Annotated in this window: 5 protein-coding genes and 1 pseudogene; 2 read left to right on the top strand and 4 right to left on the bottom strand. The window is 74.0% G+C overall.

What is annotated here, in order from left to right; genetic code table 11:
• The 3 genes from Q6969_RS12195 to Q6969_RS12185 form a co-directional block, all read right to left on the bottom strand.
• Positions 1–1,011, bottom strand: a 1,011-nt coding sequence (locus Q6969_RS12195; protein ID WP_317230680.1) for a cytochrome P450, incomplete at its 3' end; no start/stop codon positions are given.
• Positions 1,008–1,415: a hypothetical protein gene (locus Q6969_RS12190; RefSeq protein ID WP_317230679.1), complete on the bottom strand. Its 408-nt coding sequence runs from the start codon at positions 1,413–1,415 to the stop codon at positions 1,008–1,010. The genes Q6969_RS12190 and Q6969_RS12195, both read right to left, overlap by 4 nt.
• A gap of 25 nt (positions 1,416–1,440) precedes the next feature.
• Entirely contained in the window at positions 1,441–1,845 is a 405-nt protein-coding gene (locus Q6969_RS12185; protein ID WP_317230678.1) for a four-helix bundle copper-binding protein, read from the bottom strand.
• A 214-nt stretch (positions 1,846–2,059) separates the two neighbouring features.
• Between Q6969_RS12185 and Q6969_RS12180 the strand changes: the two genes are divergently transcribed.
• Positions 2,060–4,498 (top strand): phosphoketolase family protein, encoded by a 2,439-nt coding sequence (locus tag Q6969_RS12180; RefSeq protein ID WP_317230677.1) that lies wholly within the window; start codon positions 2,060–2,062, stop codon positions 4,496–4,498.
• Between the two features lie 51 nt (positions 4,499–4,549).
• On the opposite strand, the gene Q6969_RS12175 is transcribed toward Q6969_RS12180, so the two are convergent.
• Positions 4,550–4,933, bottom strand: a complete 384-nt coding sequence (locus tag Q6969_RS12175; RefSeq protein WP_317230676.1) for a VOC family protein — start codon at positions 4,931–4,933, stop codon at positions 4,550–4,552.
• Positions 4,934–5,205: 272 nt separating this feature from the next.
• Here Q6969_RS12175 and Q6969_RS12170 point away from each other — a divergent pair.
• A pseudogene (locus Q6969_RS12170) lies at positions 5,206–5,937 on the top strand (carboxypeptidase regulatory-like domain-containing protein); the annotation flags it as partial.

The following is a 5,937-nucleotide window of genomic DNA, read 5'->3' as shown; positions in this document are numbered from 1 at the left end:
GCGGAAGCGCGTGGGGTCGAAGGACTCCGGATCCCGCCAGAGGCGGGGGTCGCGGTTGGTGCCGAAGAGGTCGAGCATCACCCAGTCGCCCGGGGCGAAGGTCCCGCCGAGGCCGTCGAAGCCGTTCCGGACGGTGCCGGCGATCACGGGGAAGAAGGGGTAGGAGCGGCGCACCTCCTGCACGAAGCCCCGGAGGTCGGTCTCGTCGCCGGCGGCGAAGGCCCGCGCCCAGCGGGGGTGGGCGTGCAGGGCGTGCAGCGCGAAGTCGATGAAGCGCGCGACCGCGACCGTGGGGCGCACGAGGTTGAGGAGCTCCACGCCCGCGGCCTCGATGGTGAGCGGCGAGCCGTCGGCGTCGACGTGGGTCACGACGTCCTGCAGCGGCGAGCCGGCGGCGACCGGCAGGCGGCCGTCGCGGGCGCGTCGCACCACGTCGCGCGCCCACCGCTCGGCGCGCCGGCGCCGGGCGCGCGCGGCCCAGTTCACAGGGCCGACGGACGCGGCCCGCTCGACCATGTCGGCGACGTCGGCGCCGACGCGCCGGACCTCGTCGTCGTCCACGGGGATCCCGACCCAGCGGCACGCGGTGCGCATGAGCACCTCGACGAGCTCGTCGTGCAGTCGCACCTCGGGCACCTGCGACCAGCGCGCGACGCCCTGCCGCCACTCGTCGTCGAAGGCCCGGCGGACGCGCTCGATGCCCTCGGGCAGCCTCATCCCGAGGAACATCGCCTTCCGGACGTGGTGGCCGTGCCCGCTCATCGCCTGCACGCTGCCCTCGTCCTGCAGGAGGTGCATGACGGAGACGGGCATGGCGCCCGCGCGGCCGAAGCGGTCGCCCTCGTAGAAGAGGCGGGCGGCCTCGCGGCCGCGGATGCAGGTGACCGGGCGGCCGGCGAGCCGCGTGCGGAACGCGTCGGCCCCCACGGCGTCGGCGCCGCGGGACACGAACCGGTAGCCGTCGCGGAGGAAGCGGAGCGAGCTGTCCGGGCCGGGGAGGCGGGGGATCACGCGGGGCCTCCGGTGCTCCCGTGGCCTCCGGGACCCGACCCGGGGGTGTCGTAGGAGCCGTCGGCACCGACGCGGAGGCCCTCGCGCACGATGGCGCTCGGGCCGCCGAAGGGCGTGCACCGGTAGTCGCGCGTGACCCCGGCGGCCTCCGCGAACGCGTCCGGGTTGAACTCCGGATCCTCGTAGCCGAGGCACTGCGCCACCACCCACATCACGTTGACGCGCACGCGCTCGGCCTCCTCCGGGGAGAGGCGGGGAGCGGCGGATCCGGGGGAGCCGTCGCCGGAGCCGTCGCCGGTGGGCGCGTGCGCGGTGCCCGTGGCGCGGTACGGCGCCTCGGACCAGTCGTGGGCGCGGATCTCGGCGGCGAGGTGCCGCTCGCGCGCCGTCAGCGCGCCGCGCACGGCATCCCCGGACGCTCGATGACCGTCACAGCGCGTCGAGGAGCGCGGCGCACGCGATCTCGCAGCGCCGGCACTCCTCGGAGCAGATCCGGCAGTGCTCGTGCATCTCGCCGTGCCGGGCGCACTCGTCGGCGCACGCCCCGCAGGCGGCGATGCAGAGCTCGAGCGCGAGGCGCGTGATGTCGACGCGGTCGCTGCTGTGGCGGGTGAGGGTGTCGAGGGTCGCGGCGCAGATCTCGGAGCAGTCGAGGTCGGCGCTCACGCACGCGGTGAGCTCGGCGACGCCCTCCTCGGACAGGCACGCGGCGGCGCAGGCCGAGCAGGCCGCGGCGCATGCCCCGCACGCGTCGATGCAGGCGGCGAGCACCTCCAGGTCGAGGTCGCCGCGGTCGGCGGGCGAGGTGCGGAGCAGATCCAGCGTCGTGCTCATGGGGTTCCTTCCTGCGTGCGGCGGAGCGCCGGGAGGCGCCACGGGCGGGGCCCGTCGCGGGTCACGCTAGGCCGGTGCGCGGGATGCGCCCCGGGGGTTGCCGCGCCGCGTGCCAGCGGCTACGGGCGGACGCGTCGGCCGGACGCGCCGGCCGGCGGCGATCCGGCGGGCAGCCCGCCCTGGTCGCGCGCCGACCCCCGCCGTAGGCTGATGCATGGCCTCCGACACCGCACCCCGCGACCCCGCCGCGCCCCTCTACCTCGACGTCGTCGACGGGTGGTGGCGCGCCGCCAACTACCTCTCCGTCGGCCAGATCTACCTGCTCGACGACCCGCTGCTGGAGCGTCCGCTGACGCGCGACGACATCAAGCCGCGCCTCCTCGGGCACTGGGGCACGACCCCGCTTCTGAACTTCGTCTACGCGCACCTCAACCGCGTGATCGTCGAGCGGGACCTCGACATGATCTACATCGCCGGCCCCGGCCACGGCGGCCCCGGCATGGTCGCGAACGCGTACCTCGACGGCACCTACTCGGAGCTCTTCTCCGCCGCGACGCCCGACCGCGCGGGGCTCCGTCACCTGTTCCGCCAGTTCTCGTTCCCCGGCGGCGTCCCGTCGCACGCGGCGCCCGAGACGCCCGGATCCATCAACGAGGGCGGCGAGCTCGGGTACTCGCTGGTGCACGCGTACGGGGCCGCGCTCGACAACCCCGACCTCGTCGTGTCGTGCGTCATCGGCGACGGCGAGGCCGAGACGGCGACCCTCGCCGCCAGCTGGCACCTGAACAAGTTCCTCGACCCGGAGTCGGACGGCGCCGTGCTGCCGATCCTCAACCTCAACGGCTGGAAGATCGCGAACCCCACGGTGCTCGCGCGCATCCCCGAGGAGGAGCTGCTCGCCCTGTTCACGGGATACGGCTACGCGCCGCGCATCGTCTCGGGCGGGTTCGACGACGAGGACCACCGCGCCGTCCACGAGCGGTTCGCGATCGCGCTCGGCGAGGCCCTCGACGACATCACGCGGATCCAGCTGGCGGCCCGCACGGGCGGCAGCGAGGAGCGTCCGGCGTGGCCGATGCTGATCCTCCGCACGCCCAAGGGCTGGACGGGTCCGAAGGAGGTCGACGGCAAGCAGGTGGAGGGCACGTGGCGGGCGCACCAGGTGCCGCTCTCCGGGGTCCGCGACGACGAGGACCACCTGCGCCAGCTCCAGGAGTGGCTCGAGAGCTACCGGCCGCACGAGCTCTTCGACCGCGACGGGCGCCTGACGCCCGCGCTGCAGCCGAACCGCCCCGAGGGCGACCGGCGCATGAGCGCCAACCCGCACGCGAACGGCGGCCTCCTCCGCCGCGACCTCAGCCTGCCGCCGCTGGAGGTCAACGCGATCGACCTGAGCGACGGCCGTGGCGTCATCGCGGAGCCGACCCGCGTGCTCGGCGGCTGGCTGCGTGACGTGATCGCGCGCAATCCGCTCGACTTCCGGATCTTCGGGCCCGACGAGACCGCCAGCAACCGGCTCGACGACGTGTACGAGGTCACCGCGAAGGCGTGGCAGGGCGAGGTCGTGGCCGCGGACGAGCACCTGGCGCACCAGGGGCGCGTCATCGAGATCCTGAACGAGAACATCACGCAGGGGCTCCTCGAGGCGTACCTGCTCACCGGCCGGCACGGGCTCTTCACCTCGTACGAGGCGTTCATCCACGTGGTCGACTCCATGTTCAACCAGTACGCGAAGTGGCTCGAGTCGAGCTCGCGGGTGGAGTGGCGGCGCCCGGTCGCGTCGTTCACGTACCTCCTGTCGTCGCACGTGTGGCGGCAGGACCACAACGGCTTCTCGCACCAGGACCCCGGGTTCCTCGACCACGTCGTCAACAAGCGGGCCGAGATCGTGCGGGTGTACCTGCCGTTCGACGCGAACTCGCTGCTCGTCACCATGGACCACTGCCTGCGCGGCACCGACCTCATCAACGTGGTCGTCGCCGGCAAGCAGCCGACCGCGAGCCTGCTCGGGCTCGAGGAGGCGCGGGCGCACGGGGCGCGCGGCGTGGGCGTCTGGGAGTGGGCGGGCACCGAGGTGCCGGGGCTCGAGCCCGACGTGGTCGTCGCGTGTGCGGGCGACATCCCGACCGTGGAGGCGATGGCTGCGGTGCAGATCCTCAAGCGGGAGATCCCGCAGCTGCGCGTGCGCTTCATCAACGTCGTCGACCTGATGCGGCTGCAGGACACGACGCAGCACCCGCACGGCCTCGACGACGGCTCCTTCGACGCGCTCTTCACGCGCGACAAGCCGGTGGTGTTCGCGTTCCACGGCTACCCGTCGCTCATCCACCGCCTCACGTACAAGCGCCACAACCACGAGAACATGCACGTGCGCGGATTCGTGGAGCAGGGCGGCACCACCACCCCGTTCGACATGCTGATGCTCAACGACCTCGACCGGTTCCGGCTCGTGATGGACGTGATCCGCCGCGTCCCGCACCTCGAGACCACCTACGCCGCGCTGTCGCAGCGCATGGACGACGAGCGCATCGCCCACCGCGTCTACACGCGCCAGCACGGCGACGACATGCCCGACGTCTCCGGCGCCGAGGGGCTGCCGTTCGCGGATCCCTCGCGGCAGACCGCGATCGACACGGGGGACGACAACGCGTAGCGGGTGCGCCGCCCGGAGGCGCGCGGCTCGGAGGCGCGCGGCCGGGCGCGACTAGCCGGTCGTCGTCTCGGCGGGGGAGTCGGCCGCACCCGCGGGCCCGTGGTCGAACAGCCCGATCGCGTTGCCCTCGCTGTCGCGCACGTACGCCCAGCGGTCGGTCTCGTTGAGCATCTGGATGCCGCCCATCGCGGATCCGCCGTGCGCCTCCACCTGCGCCACCGTCTCCTCGATGGAGTCGACCGTGATCACGATGGTGGGGTGCGGCACGTCGGCGCGCTGATGCAGGTCCCCGTCGATCCCGTCGTCGGATCCGGTGATGATCATGCCCGCGTCCTCCCCCCACGCCTCGTAGCGGAAGCCGAAGACGGCGGTGTAGAACGCGCTCGCGCGCGCCATGTCGTCGGCGGGGATCTCGAAGTGCTCCACGGCAGCCATGCGCCATGTTCCAGCGGCTGGGGAATCGGCGTCAAGGGGCGACCATGGTCGCGGTGACGGAGGCCGGGCCTCCGGCGCACACGATGGGCTCGGACTCCTCGGCCTCGACGCCGCCATCATCGCCTTCTCGCAGGTGATGTCGCATGCCCGGTTCGGGCCCGACCCCGGCAATGCGCCTCCGACCGGCCGTTCGGGGGGCGGCACTTAATTCCTCAGTGGGGTAAAAAGGGGATCGCCGGCGTACCCGACGCGGCCGTCCCCAGGAGTCGCTCGTGCACGAACACGCCCCCCGCCCCGCCGCGACCCGGCACCGCTCACGGCTGCTGCGCGCCGGCCGCGCGCTCGCCGCGGCCCTCGTCCTGTCCGCCGTCGCGCTGCCCGCCGACGCGGCCGGTGCCGCAGCCGGTGCCGCGTCGGCCGCATCCGTCGCCCCCGTCCTCCGGCCGTCCGCGGCGAAGCCCGCGGTGCCCTTCACCGCCGCCCCGACACCCACCATCACCGGCACGCCCGTGGTCGGCCGGGTGCTCACCGCGGTGCCCGGGGCCTGGAAGCCCGTCGGGGCGGTCTTCTCGTACCAGTGGTCCGCTGACGACGTCGCGATCCCCGCCGCCACCCGCAAGACGTACACGGTCGCCGCGAAGGACGCGGGCCGTGCGCTCAGCGTCCGCGTGGTCGCCACCCGGACGGGCAGCATCGCCGCCGAGCGCCGCAGCGCCTCCACCGCTCCCGTCACGCTCCCGGCGTTCACCACCTCCCCGGTGCCGACGATCGCCGGGTCGGCCGTCGTCGGATCCGTCCTCACGGCCCGACCCGGCGGCTGGAGCCCGGCGCCGACGCTGTCCTACGGGTGGACCCGCGACGGCGTCGCCATCGCCGGCGCGCAGGCCGCCACCTACCGGCTGACCGCGGCGGACGCGGGCGCGCGGATCGTCGCCTCGGTGACGGCCTCGCGGCCGGGCGTGCAGACCCGCATGCGGGACAGCGTCCCGACCAAGGCCGTGGCG

The organism is Clavibacter sp. MX14-G9D, assembly GCF_032917815.1.
In the GTDB taxonomy this organism is placed as follows: Bacteria; Actinomycetota; Actinomycetes; order Actinomycetales; family Microbacteriaceae; genus Clavibacter; species Clavibacter michiganensis_K.
This window is presented reverse-complemented; position numbering and strand designations above follow the sequence as displayed.